Here is a 17,800-nt window from a genome sequence, read left to right as displayed (position 1 = left end):
GGGTAAATCAGTCGCCCAGCTCTGCGAGCAGGGAACGAAACGCCTCGTCTGGCGACATAACTTCGTCAGCGAAGCCGATCGCGACGCCAGCGGCGCCGAGATACGTTGATGCCTGTGTTCCGCGCACCTTCGCGACAGACAGTTTTCGATTGCGCGCGACCGTCGCGACAAAGAGCTCTCCGAGCTCGTCGACGTCAGCCTGGAAACGCGCAAGCGCTTGGTCCGACAGCGGCATAAATTCGCTGCCATCTGCCTTCCGCGCGCCGTAATGAATCATTGTGACGGCGATACCGTCTTTCGCGAGCGCCTTAGAAAAATCGACGTGGGCGCATATAACCCCGACACTGCCCGTTCCACCCGTACGCGGTACGGTGATCCTGTCGGCGGCGCTTGCAATGGCGTACGCTGCCGAGTAGGCAGCTTCCGAAAGTACAGCCCATATCGGTTTTTTCCCACGCGCGCTATAGATCGCATCGACCAGGTCGAAGCAGCCCGCGACCTCACCCCCGCCACTGTCGATGTCAAGCATGATCGCCTTCACCGACGAGTCGTCGAGCGCCATACTCAGATTCGCACGGATTCCGTCGTAGCCCGTCATGCCACAGGTGGGGCGCATATAGCCCGACTTCTGCACCAAGGTGCCGCTGATCGGGATGACCGCTACGCCCTGCACGACGTCGTAATAGCGATAGTCCGGCTCGTCATCGTCTTCATCGATTCCGAACTCGCTCATAGCGAGCACGTCTCCGTTTGCACGGAAAAGCTTCGTGATGCCGAACCGATCAGCCAGCGCCGCCATCACCATTTCGGCTTTCGCCGGAGTGATGGCGAGCGGCGTATTGAATAGCCGCTGCGCAAGGAAAGGTAGGTTTTTCATTGGGGTTGTGGATCCTCTTCCGGGCCGGCCGCATCGGTCGCACCATCTCCAAACCATTTCGGTGGTGGCAGCCCAGCGTCCCTGAACATCTTGACTTCGATCGCGCGCTGCTGGATTACCTCCTCGTAATCGAGGCCTTGCTCGGCGCATTCGCGCTTGAGCGTGGACAGTCCGCCATCCAGACCTAGGATTGCGCCCTGCTTTTCCTTGACCGGATCGACCCATCCACGCGCTACGCCAAGCCAATCGCAACGCGAGTAGGCCGTAGCAGCTTCGATGAACTCGGGAGCGCCACCAGGAAGAACGTCATCCAAGTCACCGCGCTCCATAGCCTCTTGAAGCCACGAGGCATAGATCGGCGTCGCCGTACCGACTTTGAATTCGGTATTGCGACGGCTGAGCGTCTTCCAGCTTTCGAGCAACGCAGCTCGCGCGCTCGAGTAGTTGGTTTTGCTCCAGTCCTGCGTGATCTGCTCTGCCGAAACGCCGAGCGCCGCCGCGATCGAGCGCAGCATTTCATGCGCGAAGTCTTCGAATCCCGAATGCGGATGAGCCGCAGCAACTTGCTTGATTTCCTCACCCGGCGCCAATGTCGGCACACGGACGTTGTTCAGCATCGCTGGCCGCTCTTTGGCCCAATCAGCGCGCAGATCCTGATAGAAACCGAGCTCACTGCCCTCGCTTTCCATCGCGTCCTGAATCATCGCGGGATCATACGGGCTCGTCACGTACGTGCCGAAGATCGTCGCGACTGTCGCCGCCTGCAGCTCGACGCCGTAGTAGCGCGCGAGCATCTTCGCGTGCGACAGCACCGGCGTGAATACGCCAATGCCGCGATTCTGGCTAGCGCGGTCGCGCTCGAAGTCGTGAATCACACGGCGCCAGCCGTCTTCGTCCTCGCGCTCGACACGCTCCCACTCCATCGATTCGACGGCGTTGTACCAGTCGTTCTGATGGGCCTTGCGGATGTGATACGCAACCGGCACGCCGTCATCGTCAATCTCGACACCGCCGCGTAGATACTTCGTATCGACCATCTGATACGGGTTCGACAAGCGATCAGGGTCGACGACAAGGAATGCAGTAGCGTACTGTGCCGCGCCGCGTCCGATACGATCCGGAAGCCAGTGCGCAACGAACAGATCCTCGCCATCGATCAACTTATGGCGCAGGCCGAGCCGCAGCTGCTGCGACATCGTCAACTGGCGGCTGACGTCGTTGAAATGCCCGAGGTCCTCAGAATAGACGCGCCACAGCGCCTCAACAGCCTTCCGGAATTCGTCGCCCCATATCGCGTCAAATTTCTTGCTGAAACGACGCAGGTATTGCCAGTCCGGATTTGCCGACAGGCGCATGTGAGCGCCGACGGTGTTGTCCAGAATCCGGGTAATGCCGCCGCTTGCCCAACCGTCGTTCCGCGTGAGATCGCGCGAACGCGACACCATCCGGTCGCGGGAGAAGTTGATTTCCGAATCCGGCGATCGGATCCACGGAAACCACTGCCCCATTTCGGGCGTCTGGACGGACGCCGCTTCATACGGAAAGAGACTTGAATAAGGCGGTTGGGTAATACCCGGTCCACCCCATCCACTATCCGCACGCGCACGACCGCCGGCCGGCAGGTCCCCGAAGGGCTTGCCGGAAGAATCGACGATGAGTGACATTAAAAGAGAACCCTTCGCGCGCGCGGATAGCAAGAAATAAGGCCCAATGCTTTCTGGAGCATCAGGATGCTGCGGTAGACCTGCGTGATGTCGCTCTGCTGATACGTGACTGACTTGGAACCATCGCCCTGGTTGTAATTAGCCGTCACGATCTTCGCGCCCGCCGACAGATCGAAATAGGCCGCCTGCAGCGCTGCCAATCTCGCCTGCATGTCGGCGGTGCTCATGCCATCAGTGATAGCCATTGCCTTCCTTTACGCCAGTCGACTGGCAAACGATTTTCGGCTGGGTTTTGCGGCGGGCGCCGTAGCTGGCTGGCTCACTATCGGCGCAGCCACTGCCGCCGTTTGAGCGGGCGGCTCGACAATCACCGGCTCGTCGTCGACACCATTCGAGACATAGGGTTGCGCCACGCTTTCAGCGCGCTTGTTTAGCTTCAGCCCGTAGTGGATCAGCCCGCACAGTGCCGCGTACGAATACACGGCAAGGTCAAGCGCCTCATTGGCACGGCCTGGCGGCAATTCCCACACGCGATATTTCTGCCCGTTCGCGGTCTTTACAATCGACCGCTCGGAGACGAGCTGCGCGAAAAAGTTGATGTCTCGATCGGTCGGGTAATGCATGTATCCCGGCGGATAAACGATCTGCCCGTCTCGCTCTTCCGCTTCAAGATGCAGTCGATAACGGACCACGTCCTTCGCGGCATTGACACCAATGATCACAGGCCGGTACTTCGCCTTGTTCCGCAGGCTCGGCTTGGTCGTCGGCCAGACGGGATTCCGCTTGCCCAAGACCGCTGACTCGCCCTTGATCGCCCAGATGCGCCGACGGATGCGCGCCTTACAGAACTGGTAGACCTTTTCCGTGTGGTGGCCACCCGAGTCAACGCATGCGGCCTCCACCTTGAACGGCCGACCATCGGCGCGACGCCATTGGCGCATCAGGTATTGATCGACCTCGTTCCAGAGTTCGTCGCTCTCGGGATCGCCCTCAATGACATGGTGATCTATGGACCAACGCTCTTCGTTGCGCCCCCAACCGACTGTCTCAAGCTCGACTCGATCGTCTTGGACGTCGCACGATGCCGTGAGCACCGCGACGCCATCCGGGATTTCACCGGCCCACACTTCCGTTCGCGCCGCTAGCGCCGCTTCTTTCAGCGCTCGCTCACCGCGGTCCTCATATGTCTCGCCGAGGACCAGGTTAATGAATGTCTGCCGCGCGAGCGGATCGTCTTTTACCTCAAGCCACTCGGTGACAAGGTTCTCCCAGCAAGCATTGGGGAACAGACTGTAGCCGGCCCAGATATGGAAACCGGCATGCCCGTTAAACGGCTTCTCCGCGCGCCACTCGCCGCGCTCGACCATCTCCGGCTTGTCGACATCTCGGATGATGCAACCGCTGACCTTGCAGACGTAGTAGACGGTTTCGGGCAAGCCGTTTCCATTCTCGTCTTTGTCCCACTTCATTCCGTGAGGCGTATCCGGACCACCCCACTCAAGCACCTGGTACTCGCCGCAATGCGGGCACGGCACGTAATAGCGGCGCTGGTCGCTCTTTTCGAAGCTCTTCTCGATCCGGCTGAAGCCTTTCACGGTCGGAGTCGAGCCCATGATGATCTTGCGGTTCCAGAACGACTCCGTCCGCTTGATGCCCAACTTAATCTGGTCGCCTTCCTTCCCGGCACCTTGGATCGGATAGCCGTCGATCTCGTCAAACTCGACGATGCGAGCAGTGATACGACGGAAGCCACCGGGGCTGTTTGCCCCAACGAACGACATCGACGCACCGTTACGGAAAACGCGCTTCAGGATCTTCTGTTTCGAATCCTTCGACTTCAGGTCACCAACGATTTCCGAGAGCACCGGCGTGTCGCGGAGCATCGGCTCGATTTCAGTCGTGCTGTAATCCTCGGCATCCTCTACGCGCGGCTGCACGACTAGGATTGGACTTGGGTCCTGGTGGATGTAGTAGCCCGCGACGTGATCGAGGATCTTGGTGTAGCCGACTCGGGCTGACTTCTGCACCGTGATCGTCTCGACGGATGGGTCGGTGACCGCGTCCATGATGCCGATCTGATACGCGAACGCGCGGAACTTGCCCGTCTGGGCACTGGTCTCGCGGGACAGCACCGCATATTTCTTGGCCCACTCACTTAGCGAAAGCTTGGGAGGGGGCTGAATGTTGCGCCGGCGAGCGTCCAGCAGTTGGCGCAGCAGTTCGGAATACCCGTTGGCATAGCGCCGCGCCTCAGGCGGTGCCTCCAACTCCATCACGGGTTAGCTCCTCAAGCGCGTGGACGATCATCTCCTGCAGCGCATCCTGCACTTCGAGGACCGTCCTTAGTCGATGGATCGCGGGTGCCTGCTCGGCCGGGATGGCCAGGAGCTTCGTGCGCACCTTTGCATATTCTTCGCCGACGGCCTTTGCGACGTCAGCTACGGCGACGACGAGACCAGATTTCTGGTCGTACTCGAGCTGGTTGAGCAGAGCGAGGTAGTTTTCCTTCATGCACCTCGCTTCGTCGAAGTCCAGCTCCATGCCAGTGGCGGCAAGTATCCGTTCTGCGGCACGCGCCGGCGTCTCATCAGCGCGAACCGTTACCTCTGCATCAGTCGCGGTAACAGATTTTTTCGTCGCCCGCTTCGCTGTTACCTTGCCGTCCTGGGTAACAGATTGGGTAACAGATCCTATGCCATCGCGTCGGTATCTTTTCAGGTTGACGTTTGACGCTTCGACATCAACCTCATCGCCCGCAAACACAAGCCAGCCGCGCTCTTTCCACTTTGTCACCGTCTTGCGACTGACGCCGTGAAGTTCCGCGAACGCGCTTTGTTTCATGTCAGGTTTGTTACCCTGTTACCCAAATTTCAAAACTGTGTAGCCAGCCGAAGATCGCGGTGCGCAATTGCCCGTGACCCTCCTTTTTCGGGGGAGGACCCGTCAAAAACCTTTCAGACCGCGCCGGTCGGCCCTAGCGCGCCGTGGCGAGCGCCTTGGCGACCGCGCGATCTAGCTCGATGCGGAAGGTCGCAGCGACCACACGCTTGCCCACGCCTCGGTAGTCGAGCCGCTGTCGCGCCTCATGCGCGTCGGTGAATTCAACCAGCAGCTTCAATCCACCAGCTTTCCCGCGCGTCTTCTTCGTTCGCTGCCAGACACCGTCGATCAGCCCGCGCTTTGTCTTGACCTTGCCGATGAACGTGTTTGGCTTTGATGCCAACCGCTTGACCAGATTGCGCGGCAGGTTGCCGTACTGGTTGACTTTGGCATTGATCGGCTTCAGGAGCGCTTTGCTGTTGAGCTTGTTCTTGCCGCCAATCTCATACGGCAGCAGGTACGCAGCGGCGACGGGCTTCACATAGACCAACGCTGTTGGCTTCGACTTCGTCGCCCGCTTGATCGCAACCGAGTTCAGCGTAAATGGCGTTGGCTCGTCTAGCACTTCGCGCATGTTGTCTCGCTGCGCTAGCCTGACCTTCTCAGCCGTCGCGTTGATCGCCTGTGCGGTCGCAAACGGCAACTGCTTTCGCGCCATGTCGTCCAGCGCCTTCGCCACCTTGCGGATGTCGGCCTTTACAGAGAGCGTGAACACTTCACGCGCGCGCTGTCTTAAGCCACGCAGATGAAAAAACATCTGCGTCGGGATCGGTGCGATACAACGGCACATCGACCATCACGCGTGACGGCGCGTCGGCGGGGAAAGCGGTCAGAGACACCAGCGCGATGGCGTTCTCAGGCAGCAACGCTTCATCGGTCGTCGCTTCGGTGATGATTGCCGCCACCTTCCGCTTTCCGTTCTGCCAGATCGGCGAGCGCATCAACGCGATTTCGCCGACGAGGGCGTCAGCGTCGATCTTCTTGGATGGACGGGCCATTCATTCACCGGGAATAGAAAAGCCAGCGGCGGAGGCGCGCTGGCGAATCCCGCGACTCTCGGCGCAGGAGGAGACATACTTTCGGAAATATCAGAACTATGCGCGTTAGCTGCCTTTAAAGGAGGCACTGTTCCGGGTATCGCGGAATTTCGTTGCGTTCTCATCGAAGCCGACAACCCGTTCGCCGTTTATGTTGGCGCGCTCAGCCAGCCCTGCCAGCAGTCTTCGGCTTGGATGAGGACGCTTATTCCTCGCCTTCGATCTGCTCCGCCATGTCCATCAGGACTTTGCTCGCGCCTAGCGACATGGTGCTCAGGAAGAGCAACCACGCGACAAAGGGGGTCATGCCCATGGTTCAGCTCCAATAGAAAAAGCCCGCCGTCTTTCGACTAGCGGGCTTTTTTTTGCGGACGCATCTTTCCGGCGATAATTATCAAACAGTTTTTTTGTAAGCGCAACTGGTTTTTCAATGTCACGTAGTGGACATCGCGTCAATCATTAACGGGTCGTGTAACCTCTCAGACTTCGGAAGCCCTACGGCGTATTGAGGTTGCTAAGACTATGAATAATGACTCCGTGCCGGAACAGCAGCGAGAGGTTCAACGTCTTCTAGGCCGCTGCCTGCTTCGGCTTCAGCAGTACGAGCGGCTGATGAAGGCGATCCTTGCAGATCATCGATTCACGGGTGAAGTCTACGAATTGGATCAAGCTCGAGCGCAGCTCGTTGACACGAAAGACAGTCTAGGTGTCCTGGTTAATAAGCTCTTCGGTTCGTTCGTGGTCGCTGATGAGGCTCACAAACCGGCGTCCGATCGGAAGAATGTTGCTCCCAGTACCTCTGTGTTCGGGTACCGAGTCAGTCTGCAGATGTCGGCAACGGACCACGCGCAGGCCTATGAAGATTTGAAGGATCTGGTCGAGTTGCGCAATGGGTTGGTGCATCACTTTATTGACCATTTCAATCTCATGTCTGTCGACGGTTGCACTGCTGCACAAATCAATCTGAGCGAGTGTTACGTACGCATTGACAGGCACTTCGAGCAGCTGCGGCAGTGGGCCCACCAAATGGAGAAAGCGAAGGCATCCATAGTGGACTTATTAGAAGACTTTTTGATCGACGGCAGAAGGCCTGACGGGACGATTGAATGGGGTTGTCTGGAATTGTTTACGCGCTGCGCGAAGCCACCACCGAACTGGCGATCGATGGTTGGACAAGACTCACTGATGCGGAGGCGTTCGTTGTCGAAAGGTATCCTGATCAGACGCCGGACCAGTATGGCTGTCGGTCGTGGAAACAGGTGCTCCACGAATCGAGGATATTTGAATTGCAGTACCGTGAGAACAGCGGTGCTTCCCGCTCCGCGTGGTTCAGGGAGCGAGAGTTTCATGTTTGACGTGGATTTGTAGCATCGGCAGCAGGCACGCCTTCGGAGCCAGAGAGGTGGCGTGCTGGTTCCCCGATGCCCGGCGCTCAACCCTATTTTTGCGTTGCCAGGTTAACAAACGGAATCGCCGCCCCGGACCATTGTTGAGGCAGCTGACCGTTCCACTTCTCGACGGCCTTCAGCGCAACATACTCTTGACCACCTTGCTGTTGAATAGCCTGCGCCTGAATCGCAATCGCCTTGGCATTACCCTCGGCTTCAACGACCCTTTGCTGTGCTTCCACCCTCGACGTCTCAAGCCGCTGTTCAGCCGTAAGGCGATTCTGACCGGCCACCACCTTCTGGCGTACCGCCTCAGCGAACTGTGGATCGAAATGGAAGTTCTGGACGTTGATGTCGGACACAATGACGCGATATTTCGTGAGCTTAGCCTGCAGCTTCTGCACGATGTCTTGCGACACCTTTGCGCGCTGCGTTACGAGCTGCTCCGCTGTGTATTGCGACGTCACAGCCTTGAACGACTCATACAGCGCCGGGACGATGAACTTCGCCTCAATGTCAGCATCATCACCGAAGTTGTTGTAGACATATGGCGCGTGCGCCGGATCGTATTCGTAGTTGACAGTAATGTCCTCGAATACCTCTTGCAGATCGGCAGTTCCACCCTCCGCTTTTGTAGCCGTCGCGCTCTGGAAACGGACATTGAAGTCAACCACGCGGGCGAGCGGGTTTAGAAGATGCAACCCCTCCGGCAGCGGCTGGTCCTGAACATCACCGAAAACTTTCACCACGCCGCGGTGGCCAGCAGGGACGACGTGGACCGAACAGAAGATCAAGAATAGAACCGCTGCGATTGCGCCAACCACCCCTAGACTGCCCTTACCAAGTTTCATTTTGATTTACCTTTTCTCATTTGACTCGGAAAGCACCCGTTTGCTGGGTGCCCGCTAACTATACTTCCAAGCGATCCCGAATAAGGTGCCTGGAGACGAACATTGACAAAAGCCGTTCCTTGGCGGCCTGATAGGTTGAATGTTGGTCGCCGGCCCGGCCGCTGCTCCAGACCGTCCGCCCGCTTTCCTTGTTGCGCATGCTTGTCGAGATCGCCGCGCGCTGTTCGGCCGGCAGCATATCGACACACAACTGCACCTGCTCGGATTGGCGGTCGTCTGCCCATTGATACGCCGCTTCGTCGTCTTCGTCTAAGTTCGACGGCGTGACATAGCCACGACAAGTGCGGTCCTCTGGGCGGTAGAAATGCGAGAGCGTTTCCGCGTGCGACTGGCGAATCTGCCAGCGATACCAGGTCAACAGCAGCTCTTCGATTTGTTCGCTTTGGTCGAGCGTCATGGATTCCCCGTCAGAGTATTTCTTGCATCGCGGCATTTCGTACACGTCAGTGCTCGCCTTCTGCATTCCGATGCTGCACACGTATTTCGTTGTTCCGCTCCAGCGGCAGCGCTCTAGTTGATTGCAGCCGAGGCAGGTGCGGTTTTGCTTCTCTTCCAGCACGATGGCTGGATCGCGGGAATCGCCCCGCCTCATGCGCGCCCCGCTGCAGATCGATATTTGGCATAGGGGGCGCGCACATAGCGCTCGAAGCGCGCTTTCGCCTCCGCATCGTGATCGAGCAGCGCGCGGCTTTCGACACAGCATCGCGCGCGGATGAACTCGGCTGCATCCTGAGGTGTGTTCGCTGGCTGATTCGTCGATCGCATCCATTCGAGGAATGCTGGTTCGTTTGCCCATAAGCCCGCGAGGCGCGCAAGCGGACCACCCTTCGCGCGCGCCATCATGACGTCACCACCACGAAGCTGATGCCGTGGTGAATGAACCAGTCGACCAGCGAGTTGCGCAATTCGTGGCCGCGAGGAAATGCATACTCCACCTGCAACTCTTTCTTGCTGTTCTCGGTGATCTCCCCACAGAACGGGCAACCGTCGAAAGCTACAAGTTTCGCCTGTGTCGCGGACTCGACAATCTGGCCGCTGCTGCTAATCAATTCCTGCGGCACATCGGCCCAACGGATGTATGCATGTGCGCTCACTCTTGCCCCCTGACATCCCACTCAAGATCGCCGCTCGCGAGGAACGGCCTCAACGTCTTCAGATGCGATGCTGTCCAGACCTGCACGCGCAATGTGCCGTCCTGTTGAAACGGGCCCAGCGCAAACTCGCGAACGTCATCCGGCACGAGCACGTCGGCGTAGATGAAATGCCCGCGGGCATATTTGTCGTGCGACTGACGCTCCGGGCCGATCAGGCGAACAACCCTGAACCAGCCGCCGTAAGAGTTGTTCTGCCGCCGACCGCGGACCCGGCTCATCGTTTTCACTGGAATATTCGCGAACACCTGCATTAAGCTGCCTCCTGCAATTCAATTCCCAACTTCCTCGCGCGCACAGGCTCCCAACGCTCGTACGCGCGGTCCCAAACATCGAACTTGACCTGTCGCGGCGTGCCGACGGTGTTCTGGTCAATCCACGCGTGGCACGGCCCGCAGCCAGGCACGGTGTAGCGGTGTTCCGCTTTCAGCGCGCCAGCCTTACCGTGCCGCGACTGGTTCGAATGGCACGGCACCACCGTTTCACTGCCCCATCCGAGCGCCTGGCAAATTCCCGACACGCGCAGATAGCACTCTTCGCCGCGGCATGCGTCGATGAACCGCTTTCCTTCTGCGACCGTCACGCGCTTCACGCGCCGCTTCATCGCCGTGTGGCGCTCGAGCGTCTTGCGATCCGCTAGCGCGAACGGCTTCGGCTCTTTGCGCTTGAATCCGGATCCGCGCGCGAGCGGCGTGCGGCGCTGGAGCGGTGCAGAACGCTTCACGCCTTCGCCACATCCCAATCCGTTGCTGGTGCGCCGCGCTCTTTCAGGCGCTTCTCGATCTCTCGCTCGATGTACCAGCGCGCCTTCTTCAGGTCTTCGATGGCGTCGCGCTTCTCGTCACAGCGCCAGATGTATTTCATGGCGTTGCCGAGGTTGAAACCCATGTGCTCGACGACGTCGATGCACTCGATGCCGCTCGGGTGCGCGTTGTAGTGCTTCGGGTGGTCAACCTGCTCTGCAGATCTGGACGGAACTATCGGCGGATATTTCTGCGCGTCGAGCGCGCATTCAGTTCCGAGCGCGCAGGTGAGGCAGACGCCGCGGGTCGCTGGACAACGACGATTAGCATTCACGCGGAAGCCCTCCCCACCGTCACCATCGCGTGCATCGACGCCGCGACGAGGTCAAGCGCGATCGCGTGATTTGCGTTGCGATCCGCGGCGCGCATCTTCGCCTCGATCCATTTCTGGCTTGCCTTGTATTCATCCGAATGCGGGAACTTCTTCCCAGTGCATGAGAATGTCGGAATCTTTCCGTCGGAAGTGGCGACCAGGTGGCCGGATGCGACCAACGCGTCTACCTTCCGCGAAATTGCCTTTTGATCACCGCCCAACTTCTCCTTGCACTGCGGGCGCGTCGAGTTCGGGTGCGCTGCAAAGAACTCGCAAACGAGCCGCTGCTCCATGCTCATCGTGCGATGCCGTGTCTTTTTCGCTTTGGTGCTCACTTGACCTCCACAATCGTCAACCCGCGCGCGGCCATGAGATGGCGCTTCACGCGGTATCCCTCAGTGATCTTTCCCTTCACGTCTTCAATGACCTGCTTGCCGTCGCGCTCGTACACGAAGTCGGCGACATACCGCAGCGCAGGACGCTTCCGTCCATTGATGACGACTGCCGGTGCGAGAACGAACGGCACCTGCAACTCAAGCTCGCTGATCTCGCCACGCGCCTGCATCTGCACCAGGTCGTGCCAGCGCATCATTTCTCGCTTGCTGTCGAACTTGATGCCGCCCGACTCGCACTTCTCATTGCGGTACTTCGACGGCTTCTTCGTCTTTACCGGCTGGATCAGCGACGGGTCGAACGGGTCGTCGACGTCGATCGCAGCCGTCTGCGGGGGCACGCCGGTCTTTTCGTAGATCCGGCGTTGCGCCGTCGTCATCGGCGGCATGGACGCTTCACGCACGCGCGCCGTGCCGACTTGCGTCGTGCCTTCCGGATAACGCAGAGCGTTCGCACGGCTGGTCATGACTGGTCCCCCAGCTTTGCAAGCGCAGCACGAACGCGCGCCGCGATTGCAGGTACGACGTCCTCGTCCGTGAACGCGATGCCCAACTCAGTCGCCTTCGCCTTGATGCCGCTCGCGGATTTGTCCCACTCGCCCGCCACGCGCGTTCCGTCCGGGTTGCGCTTGACCGCCATGCGCCCCTTGACGTCCCCGTAGCCTTTCGGGCTGATCAGGTAATCGAAACCGGCGTGCGGCGGCAAATCCACCTTCTCGCGTACGGCCGGGAAATACCGCTTCCACGCTTCCGGGTCCGCTGCCAGCTTTCCGAGGAACGCGCGGATTGCGCCAGCACGGGCCTCAACGAACACAGCCTCGTCCACTGCGCCGATACGCTCCCCGAGCGCCGCATTGAAGGCTCGGATCACGGCAAGTTCGGCGGCGGTGTACGCGGTCTGGATTTCGTCCATCCAGCCGCCAGCGTTCAGCCATGTGGCTGCATGCGGGATGAACTGCGGGTTTTGCCATTGCTCCGAAGTCTTGGCTCGCTCCAGACCTGCCATCAGGTCGTTGAAGAGCTGCTCGTCCGGGTTGCGTTTGGCAAAAGCCTTTTCCGCCGTGGTCTTCGATTTCTTCTTCGGGTAGGCCGCCCAAAAAATCTCAAAGCGTTCGCGAAGCGAGCGCGAAAGGTTTTCTTTTGGAGTTGTCTTTTGGTTATGTTTTTTGGAGTTGTCTTTTGTGGGGGGAATTTCCCTCCTTCATCAGGGGAATCTCCCCCTCAGAAAAGGGAACTTCCCCCCTCTGCAGGAGGGAATCTCCCCCCTTAAACCCCGGCTTGTTCACCAACTTCCGTGCTTCAGGCAGGTTCCACGTCGCATGGCGCTTGTTGATGCTGTACGAACGAGCGTATCGGCCTTCGCCACGGGTGATGATGTTCAACTCGACCAGCTGGTTCAAGACGATGCGAACATCGGACGGATCGATGCCGGTCTCGGCAGCAAACTGAGCGCGTGCGATGTCGTCGACGGACTTGTTGAAGCCGTACGTCTGCCACATCACGACGTCCAGGATGCAGCGCTGGTTCGACGTCAACCGCGCCCAGGTGATAGCACGCGCCAGCTCATTGGCGACGCGCATATAGCCGTCCTCAAGCTGCGCGCCGCGCTGTTCTGGCATTTGGATGACTTCGGCGAGCGCCATCATTTAGAACGTCCTGACCTTGATGACGAGCAAACCTGCTGCCATGCGCTCGACCTCGATCAGGCCAGCGCGCTCGAGGCGCTTCAATTGGTCGCGAACGCACGATTGCGAAAACCCGCACGCCTGCGCGAGATCCGCTGCCGTGGTCTTGATGATCCCCGTCGACACGGTTGCACCGTGCGAAATGACGCAGAGGATCCACTTCGGCGTTCCCGGCAGGCTGATGCCCATCGCGATATTGACGAGGTGATGGCTCACGCGGTCACCTTCGGCGCGAGGGCCAGCAGTTGCTGGCTCGATTGCGTGGCGAGGTCTTTGCGCTTGCCGACGACGATGAGGCGCTCGGCGTCGAGCAGTTCGCGCACACGGCCGCAGACGCTCGACAGCTTCATGTTCGTGATCGACGCGATGTCTTCGCGCGTCAGCGGCGGCCGACCGTGATCGAACGCGTCGAGAACCATCCGCTGCCTTGCGGCTAGATCCTTGACGCCAAGGGCGTGAAAGGAGTCTTGCTGCGTTTCAGCAACACGACGACCAGAACGGCCACTGTAGATTTCCGTCTGCATGGCGGATCTCCGGCTGTTAGGCGGCTTTGCGGGCGACGAATTCTGCGTAGTCGCGTTTGCTCATCTGGACGAGCGTCGGTGAACTGCGCTTTCCGAACGGGTAGTGCGTGTGATGGACCGAATGCGCGAGACGCTTCGCGCGCTCTTGCTCCTTCGCGCCGGTGTGCGGCTTGTACTTGCTGCGGGATGCCTTCGGCGCATGCTTATTGACGATGCCACGGCGGTCCATAGCGACCGTATGACGCGACGGCGACGTCTTGCCGCGCCCCTTGCCGCGCGACTCGTAGGGGCCGATATTGGACATAGCCGCATGCTTTGCGGATCCGCTCAGCGACATTGCGGCCGCGATCGCGGCCATCATCATCTGTGCACGTGCAAATGGACTTGCCATGTGAATCTCCAGGGAAGTGCAGCATTCACTGCGTAGTAGTACTAATCGGAAACAGAAGGCGGCTGGCATTTCCAATCGCCTTGTGTTGCAGATCAGTTTCTGATCCCCGTCGAGATGACCGCGTTTCAGCGGCCATCCCCTTCAATGCTTCGTTTCCTGATGAGAGTCGAGTAGCAGGTGGCCCAACACTCGGAATGCCTCTGCCACTTCGGGTTTTTGCGCAGCTTGTTTTTCAATTCCTTTCAACAGTTCGTCTTTGTCATTGCCCCCAACCTGCTTACGGGCTTCCTCTGCGGCCTTGCGGCCTATGCGAAGAGCCTCGTCATGTGTCATTTCATGGCGTCTCCTGTCTTTGAATCACCTCTTCCATCAGCGTCAGCATCGCCATGCGCGACAGCCATTGCGATACAGCGCGGTTCCCCACTACCCGCTCATAGTCGGCGACTAGACGCGCAGGCAGATCCTGACGCGCCTTTCCGTGACGATCGACAGCCACGCGATTGAGCATGTTCGACATGTGCGGCGGCGGCACGTCGAGCAGCTCGGCACACGTTCTTTGCGTCATGCCGCGCACGGCCCGGTTATCCCAGGCGAGGCAAACGGCATCACGGAAAGACGCGCATGCTGCGATCTGCTCGCGCGACAGAAACTTCGCCGACGCACGACGTTCGCGCATCACGGGCTCCAGATCTGGTGCAGCGGCCTTATGCGGCGTTTGTTCTATCTGCATCATTGAGTCCTATTGAAAAAAACAACCGGGTTACGACTTGAGTTACGACTCAGCCACCACTTCAAATGAAGGCGTCTCAATGACGCCTTCATTCCATGACTGACCTACGAAATCGCGCTGGCTCGCGCCAACTTGCTATCCTTCTTGATCCCACCGACGGGCGGTTGAACGTCGTCGGACGCATCTGGTCTGCCCGGCTCGATGAGTTCCGGCCAGATCGACTGCCAGTCGTCGGGGCGCAGCATCTGACGCGTCACGACGCCGCCGGTCGCCTGTTCGATCGGCGTACAGTGTTCGATCGGGACCCGACGGTCGGCCGCCATCCATTGATGAACCGCACCCTTAGTAACGCCAAGAATGTCGGCGAGCGCCTTGTAGCCACCAACGGCAGATGCGGCGAGCGCGACGGGGTGCTTGTTCATGTGGAGGTTGGCAATGAGTGAGCTTCCGGCCAAGTATAGGTTTTGTAGACTCGAAAGTAAAGAAAAACGAGACCCACTCGGTTTAGATTTTGTATACCCTCCGCGCATGGAAATGAGAAACTGGATCAGGTCCGCCCGCAAGAAAGCCGACCTAACACAAGAACAGCTCGGCGAAAAGCTGGGAGTGACCAAGGGAAACGTGTCTGCTTGGGAGAATGGCAGGCATGAGCCCAGCTATGCTCAGATCCAAGAGATTTCGGTTGTTACGAAGTACCCGATGCCGGATTCTCAGCCGGGCATCTCCGCCGCTACCCCGCTAGACAGCAAAGACGTCGCTGTGCGAGCGCAGGAAATGCTTACTGAAACAGGAATGGATGCGGCAGCTTTTGCTGCTAAAGTTGCGATTCCGCTGGAGAGGGTGGAGTCATGGCTTAAAGGGTCGGCGATCAGTGTGGAAGACGCCGTCGCTATCCAGAACGCTTTCGGCTACAACAGCGCCTGGGTGCTGGCCCGTGTGGGCGAGAAAAAGGCCGCTATCCAGCACAACGACGAGTACCGCCCCAAGGCGCTCGGCAAAAGAAAAGCACTCGCGGTGAAGGGAATGGCTCAGCTGGGCGACAACGGTTTTTGGGCAGCACTGGAATATCCCGTAGGACATGGCGACGGCTACATTGATTGGCCGACGACCGATCCGAACGCGTACGCGATCGAATGCTCAGGCGACTCAATGCGGCCGCGCATCAAGCATGGCGAGTTCGTCATCATCGAGCCGAATCACCCGTTTCAGCCCGGCGATGAGGTGCTTGTCGCGTCGAAGGACGGCCGAGTAATGGTCAAAGAGCTGGCGTACAAGGCTGCCGGCCGCTATCACCTGCTCTCCGTCAACGAGGCGCATGGAAAAGTCACGCTCGATGAGAGCGAGATCGACCATATCCACTACGTCGCCGGCATTGCGAAGCCGTCGATGTGGCGCCCAGACTGAGCCATCGCCTAGGAGCGGCCGGTCGGAGTCTCGATTCCCCCAAATATTGAGAAACATAAAACTTTGTGATAGGCGTTGAAAAATGCTATCACCGACAATATCATGAGAGACACGAAGCTTGAGAAGCTCCGTCAGCAGCTCCGCGAAATGCGGAAGCATGCTACCGGTCGTCGCGCGCCGGAGCTTGAGGCTCTCGCAAGGCAAGTGGGGCGCGTCAAGGACAACCGGGGAAAGGAGCCCACGTGGGTAAGGGAAAAGGACCCAGAACTTAGCCCACCTCTGAGCATCCCGCACCACTCTCAAGATATGAAGGCCGGAACCGTTAGAAGCATCATTGACCAGCTGCTCGATGATCTTGATACGTGGGAATCGTACCTTCAGGACGATGAAAATGATGAAGACTGAGTTGACCCCAAAAGATATTCTTCAAAAGCCTTATGCAAGGCGCCTCCTCCCCGATGAAATCGGGGGATACACTGCAACAATACTTGAATTTCCCGGGTGCATTGCAGAAGGCGATACCGCTCAGGAGGCACTCGCCGCATTGGAGGAAGCCGCGGAGAGCTGGCTTACGGTAGCAATTGCTAACAAGAATGAAATCCGCGAGCCGGTGGACTTCGAGGGGTATAGCGGAAAAGTTGCCTTACGTATTCCGAGGACACTTCATCGCCAGGTTGCCGAGTTCGCCGAGATGGAGGGAACAAGCATCAACCAACTGCTTGTGCACGCTATTTCGCGATATGTAGGCGGGAAGGAAGCATTTAGGGCAATTGCGGATAAGCTCATCGATTCGTTTCCAAAGTATCACGTGATTTCTATCAACGTCGCGAATATCCAGCAACCAAAGGACTTTCATCTCAGTTCGACCGCGCTGACAGCCCAGAAGATGCTACCCCTGCCCAGGATGATCGATGCCCAAGCAATGGCGCAAGCAAAACCTATTGCCCAGGAGATTATTCATGCCCGCTGAGCCTACACAGCTCATGTATTCACATAAGGAGCTAGTGACTGCGCTGGTAAAGGATTCCGATCTTCACGAAGGAATCTGGGCGCTGTCAGTGAATTTTGGGTTTGGAGCAGCAAACATGGGTTCGAACCCGGAAGCCGACGACTTGAATCCGACCGCAGTGATTCCGCTCCTAAAGGTCGGGCTTCAGCGCGTCGACGCGCTAAACGCTCTGGCCGTTGACGCCGCTGTCGTCAACCCGAAATAATCTCGCAATCGCCACCGCGGCTCTGCGGAGCCGAGATCAAAGCAACCCGCCTTGGCGGGTTTTCTTTTGTCTGTTACAAATTTCCCGTCTAGCAAGTCTCGTTTTTCTTGACTTTGCTTGTCTAGTTTTTCTATACTTCAACTCAAGCGCTGGATGACAGCGCGGACGTGCGGAGCGCCCTGAGTTAAGCGGATTGTGAACAGTCCGTTTTTCTGAGGGCGCATCTCACACACCACCAGACAGTCTGGAGTGAGAGATGAACGTCAGAAAAGCGATGCGCCGTGCAGCAGCTAAGAGCCTCGACGGCCATTGCCGTTTCGTCGCCCGACTCGGTCGCTCGACAGTAGTCCTCACCCTCTCTGATCTGGCCCATTGCCCGAAGGCGCGTATTCAGGTGGCGTTTGCTGCCGGAAAGCTCGTCGCGCCTCGCTGATCG

30 protein-coding genes are annotated in these 17,800 nt (G+C 58.6%); 6 read left to right on the top strand and 24 right to left on the bottom strand.

Going from position 1 to position 17,800, the window contains the following annotated elements; translation table 11 throughout:
- Positions 1 to 7: 7 nt before the first annotated feature.
- The 7 genes from H1204_RS06025 to H1204_RS05995 all read right to left on the bottom strand — a co-directional run bounded on the left by H1204_RS06025 (position 8) and on the right by H1204_RS05995 (position 6,419).
- Entirely contained in the window at positions 8 to 805 is a 798-nt protein-coding gene (locus H1204_RS06025; RefSeq protein ID WP_243468561.1) for a S49 family peptidase, read from the bottom strand.
- A gap of 68 nt (positions 806 to 873) precedes the next feature.
- Positions 874 to 2,541, bottom strand: coding sequence for a phage portal protein (locus H1204_RS06020; RefSeq protein ID WP_180730381.1), 1,668 nt, complete (start codon positions 2,539 to 2,541; stop codon positions 874 to 876).
- A complete protein-coding gene (gene gpW / locus H1204_RS06015) occupies positions 2,541 to 2,786 on the bottom strand; it encodes a gpW family head-tail joining protein (protein ID WP_180730380.1) in 246 nt (81 codons plus the stop codon). Before gpW ends, H1204_RS06020 begins: the two co-directional genes overlap by 1 nt.
- A 9-nt stretch (positions 2,787 to 2,795) precedes the next feature.
- Complete coding sequence (locus tag H1204_RS06010; protein ID WP_180730883.1) at positions 2,796 to 4,814, bottom strand: phage terminase large subunit family protein; 2,019 nt, start codon at positions 4,812 to 4,814, stop codon at positions 2,796 to 2,798.
- Entirely contained in the window at positions 4,792 to 5,382 is a 591-nt protein-coding gene (locus tag H1204_RS06005; protein WP_180730379.1) for a hypothetical protein, read from the bottom strand. Before H1204_RS06005 ends, H1204_RS06010 begins: the two co-directional genes overlap by 23 nt.
- Positions 5,383 to 5,515: 133 nt before the next feature.
- Positions 5,516 to 6,178: a hypothetical protein gene (locus H1204_RS06000; protein ID WP_243468560.1), complete on the bottom strand. Its 663-nt coding sequence runs from the start codon at positions 6,176 to 6,178 to the stop codon at positions 5,516 to 5,518.
- Positions 6,138 to 6,419: a hypothetical protein gene (locus H1204_RS05995; RefSeq protein WP_180730378.1), complete on the bottom strand. Its 282-nt coding sequence runs from the start codon at positions 6,417 to 6,419 to the stop codon at positions 6,138 to 6,140. Before H1204_RS05995 ends, H1204_RS06000 begins: the two co-directional genes overlap by 41 nt.
- 561 nt (positions 6,420 to 6,980) lie before the next feature.
- Between H1204_RS05995 and H1204_RS51160 the strand changes: the two genes are divergently transcribed.
- Positions 6,981 to 7,826: a hypothetical protein gene (locus H1204_RS51160; RefSeq protein WP_243468559.1), complete on the top strand. Its 846-nt coding sequence runs from the start codon at positions 6,981 to 6,983 to the stop codon at positions 7,824 to 7,826.
- A gap of 70 nt (positions 7,827 to 7,896) precedes the next feature.
- Here H1204_RS51160 and H1204_RS05985 read toward each other — a convergent pair whose 3' ends face one another.
- From H1204_RS05985 to H1204_RS05905, 17 genes are all read right to left on the bottom strand, one after another.
- Positions 7,897 to 8,697: a prohibitin family protein gene (locus H1204_RS05985; RefSeq protein ID WP_180730377.1), complete on the bottom strand. Its 801-nt coding sequence runs from the start codon at positions 8,695 to 8,697 to the stop codon at positions 7,897 to 7,899.
- 58 nt (positions 8,698 to 8,755) lie between these two features.
- Positions 8,756 to 9,316, bottom strand: a complete 561-nt coding sequence (locus H1204_RS05980) for a hypothetical protein (protein WP_180730376.1) — start codon at positions 9,314 to 9,316, stop codon at positions 8,756 to 8,758.
- Positions 9,317 to 9,345: 29 nt separating this feature from the next.
- On the bottom strand, positions 9,346 to 9,600 hold the full coding sequence (locus tag H1204_RS05975) for a hypothetical protein (protein ID WP_180730375.1): 255 nt from the start codon (positions 9,598 to 9,600) through the stop codon (positions 9,346 to 9,348).
- Entirely contained in the window at positions 9,597 to 9,851 is a 255-nt protein-coding gene (locus tag H1204_RS05970; protein WP_180730374.1) for a phage portal protein, read from the bottom strand. The genes H1204_RS05975 and H1204_RS05970 overlap by 4 nt, the downstream gene beginning before the upstream one ends.
- Positions 9,848 to 10,162, bottom strand: coding sequence for a hypothetical protein (locus H1204_RS05965; RefSeq protein WP_180730373.1), 315 nt, complete (start codon positions 10,160 to 10,162; stop codon positions 9,848 to 9,850). The genes H1204_RS05970 and H1204_RS05965 overlap by 4 nt, the downstream gene beginning before the upstream one ends.
- The gene (locus H1204_RS05960) at positions 10,162 to 10,632 is read right to left on the bottom strand and encodes a hypothetical protein (protein ID WP_180730372.1); all 471 of its coding nucleotides are present in this window, start codon (positions 10,630 to 10,632) and stop codon (positions 10,162 to 10,164) included. The genes H1204_RS05965 and H1204_RS05960 overlap by 1 nt, the downstream gene beginning before the upstream one ends.
- The gene (locus H1204_RS05955) at positions 10,629 to 10,985 is read right to left on the bottom strand and encodes a DUF3310 domain-containing protein (protein WP_198001216.1); all 357 of its coding nucleotides are present in this window, start codon (positions 10,983 to 10,985) and stop codon (positions 10,629 to 10,631) included. The genes H1204_RS05960 and H1204_RS05955 overlap by 4 nt, the downstream gene beginning before the upstream one ends.
- Positions 10,982 to 11,359, bottom strand: coding sequence for a hypothetical protein (locus tag H1204_RS05950; protein WP_180730371.1), 378 nt, complete (start codon positions 11,357 to 11,359; stop codon positions 10,982 to 10,984). The genes H1204_RS05955 and H1204_RS05950 overlap by 4 nt, the downstream gene beginning before the upstream one ends.
- Positions 11,356 to 11,883, bottom strand: a complete 528-nt coding sequence (locus H1204_RS05945) for a DUF1064 domain-containing protein (protein WP_180730370.1) — start codon at positions 11,881 to 11,883, stop codon at positions 11,356 to 11,358. The genes H1204_RS05950 and H1204_RS05945 overlap by 4 nt, the downstream gene beginning before the upstream one ends.
- Positions 11,880 to 12,422: a hypothetical protein gene (locus H1204_RS05940; RefSeq protein WP_180730369.1), complete on the bottom strand. Its 543-nt coding sequence runs from the start codon at positions 12,420 to 12,422 to the stop codon at positions 11,880 to 11,882. Before H1204_RS05940 ends, H1204_RS05945 begins: the two co-directional genes overlap by 4 nt.
- Before the next feature lie 151 nt (positions 12,423 to 12,573).
- Entirely contained in the window at positions 12,574 to 13,062 is a 489-nt protein-coding gene (locus H1204_RS05935) for a replication protein (protein ID WP_180730368.1), read from the bottom strand.
- Positions 13,063 to 13,317 (bottom strand): winged helix-turn-helix domain-containing protein, encoded by a 255-nt coding sequence (locus H1204_RS05930; RefSeq protein ID WP_180730367.1) that lies wholly within the window; start codon positions 13,315 to 13,317, stop codon positions 13,063 to 13,065.
- Positions 13,314 to 13,625: a hypothetical protein gene (locus H1204_RS05925; RefSeq protein WP_180730366.1), complete on the bottom strand. Its 312-nt coding sequence runs from the start codon at positions 13,623 to 13,625 to the stop codon at positions 13,314 to 13,316. The genes H1204_RS05930 and H1204_RS05925 overlap by 4 nt, the downstream gene beginning before the upstream one ends.
- Positions 13,626 to 13,641: 16 nt before the next feature.
- Positions 13,642 to 14,016 (bottom strand): hypothetical protein, encoded by a 375-nt coding sequence (locus tag H1204_RS05920; protein ID WP_180730365.1) that lies wholly within the window; start codon positions 14,014 to 14,016, stop codon positions 13,642 to 13,644.
- Positions 14,017 to 14,157: 141 nt separating this feature from the next.
- The gene (locus H1204_RS05915) at positions 14,158 to 14,349 is read right to left on the bottom strand and encodes a hypothetical protein (RefSeq protein ID WP_180730364.1); all 192 of its coding nucleotides are present in this window, start codon (positions 14,347 to 14,349) and stop codon (positions 14,158 to 14,160) included.
- Between the two features lies 1 nt (position 14,350).
- Positions 14,351 to 14,692: an XRE family transcriptional regulator gene (locus H1204_RS05910; protein WP_243468558.1), complete on the bottom strand. Its 342-nt coding sequence runs from the start codon at positions 14,690 to 14,692 to the stop codon at positions 14,351 to 14,353.
- A gap of 158 nt (positions 14,693 to 14,850) precedes the next feature.
- Positions 14,851 to 15,168, bottom strand: coding sequence for a Cro/CI family transcriptional regulator (locus tag H1204_RS05905; RefSeq protein ID WP_180730363.1), 318 nt, complete (start codon positions 15,166 to 15,168; stop codon positions 14,851 to 14,853).
- A 13-nt stretch (positions 15,169 to 15,181) separates the two neighbouring features.
- On the opposite strand from H1204_RS05905, the gene H1204_RS05900 reads away from it, so the two are divergent.
- The 5 genes from H1204_RS05900 (at position 15,182) to H1204_RS05880 (ending at position 17,797) form a co-directional block, all read left to right on the top strand.
- On the top strand, positions 15,182 to 16,150 hold the full coding sequence (locus H1204_RS05900; RefSeq protein WP_180730362.1) for an XRE family transcriptional regulator: 969 nt from the start codon (positions 15,182 to 15,184) through the stop codon (positions 16,148 to 16,150).
- 102 nt (positions 16,151 to 16,252) lie between these two features.
- On the top strand, positions 16,253 to 16,555 hold the full coding sequence (locus H1204_RS05895; RefSeq protein ID WP_180730361.1) for a hypothetical protein: 303 nt from the start codon (positions 16,253 to 16,255) through the stop codon (positions 16,553 to 16,555).
- Complete coding sequence (locus H1204_RS05890) at positions 16,542 to 17,120, top strand: toxin-antitoxin system HicB family antitoxin (protein WP_180730360.1); 579 nt, start codon at positions 16,542 to 16,544, stop codon at positions 17,118 to 17,120. The genes H1204_RS05895 and H1204_RS05890 overlap by 14 nt, the downstream gene beginning before the upstream one ends.
- Complete coding sequence (locus tag H1204_RS05885; protein ID WP_180730359.1) at positions 17,110 to 17,364, top strand: hypothetical protein; 255 nt, start codon at positions 17,110 to 17,112, stop codon at positions 17,362 to 17,364. Before H1204_RS05890 ends, H1204_RS05885 begins: the two co-directional genes overlap by 11 nt.
- Positions 17,365 to 17,620: 256 nt before the next feature.
- Positions 17,621 to 17,797, top strand: a complete 177-nt coding sequence (locus H1204_RS05880; protein WP_180730358.1) for a hypothetical protein — start codon at positions 17,621 to 17,623, stop codon at positions 17,795 to 17,797.
- Positions 17,798 to 17,800: the final 3 nt, after the last annotated feature.

The organism is Paraburkholderia sp. PGU19 (genome assembly GCF_013426915.1).
Classification (GTDB): domain Bacteria; phylum Pseudomonadota; class Gammaproteobacteria; order Burkholderiales; family Burkholderiaceae; genus Paraburkholderia.
Note: the sequence above shows the minus strand (reverse complement) of the source record. Positions and strands in the feature narration are given on the sequence as shown.